At 57.6% G+C, this 771-nt stretch carries 1 pseudogene; it reads left to right on the top strand.

What is annotated here, in order from left to right:
* Positions 1-110: 110 nt before the first annotated feature.
* Positions 111-701 (top strand): annotated as a pseudogene (locus tag AAFX91_RS42120) (LysR substrate-binding domain-containing protein); the annotation flags it as partial.
* Positions 702-771 lie beyond the last annotated feature (70 nt).

The raw sequence follows: 771 nt of genomic DNA, 5'->3' as shown, positions 1-771 counted from the left end.
GGCCCCCTGCTGGCGGAGGCGCTGGGCGACGTCGACGTTCAATATGTCTGGCGCTTCCTGCGCGAGCACAAGATTGAGAGCGCCGCCGCCGCATGGAGTTCCTCGGCTGAGTCGCACGAGAAGCTCCCGCCGTCACTTTCGAATTGTTGCCACTCGCCGATGAGACCGATGAGCTTCTCCGGCGGGGTGAAGTCGATTTTCTTATCTTGCCAGAATTGTTCATGTCGAGCGCGCATCCTAAAGCGGCATTGTTCGAGGAGCGGCTCGTGTGCGTAGGCTGCCACACGAATAAACGGCTGCCACCGCAGCTTGCATTCGACAAATACATGTCAATGGGGCATGTCGCAGTGAAGTTCGGGCGTGCGCGAAGGCCCTCCATCGCGGAATGGTTCTTACTTGAGCATGGTGTCAAGAGACGCATTGAGGTCGTCGTGCAGAGCTTTAGCATGATCCCGCCTGTACTATTGGACACGGGGCGCATAGCTACGATGCCCTCAAGGCTGGTTGAGCATTTCGCGCAGACGATGCCCCTGCAGATCGTCGCACTTCCGCGGTCACTTCCCGCATTTACCGAGGCCGTTCAATGGCCCGCTTTTCACAACAATGATCCGGCATGCATCTGGATGCGGGAGATATTGTTGGAAGAGGCGTCCCGCATGACTCCCCTGCCTGAGACCACACAAAGCTCTCGGCGCCCCTAGTGGTTCATCACAGTGATTTTGACGTTTTGATACCGAGCCATTCGAGGATCGGCAAGTTTTCGGGTGGCAG

Origin of the sequence: Bradyrhizobium sp. 31Argb, assembly GCF_043638955.1 — a bacterium.
Classification (GTDB): domain Bacteria; phylum Pseudomonadota; class Alphaproteobacteria; order Rhizobiales; family Xanthobacteraceae; genus Bradyrhizobium.
Note: the sequence above shows the minus strand (reverse complement) of the source record. Positions and strands in the feature narration are given on the sequence as shown.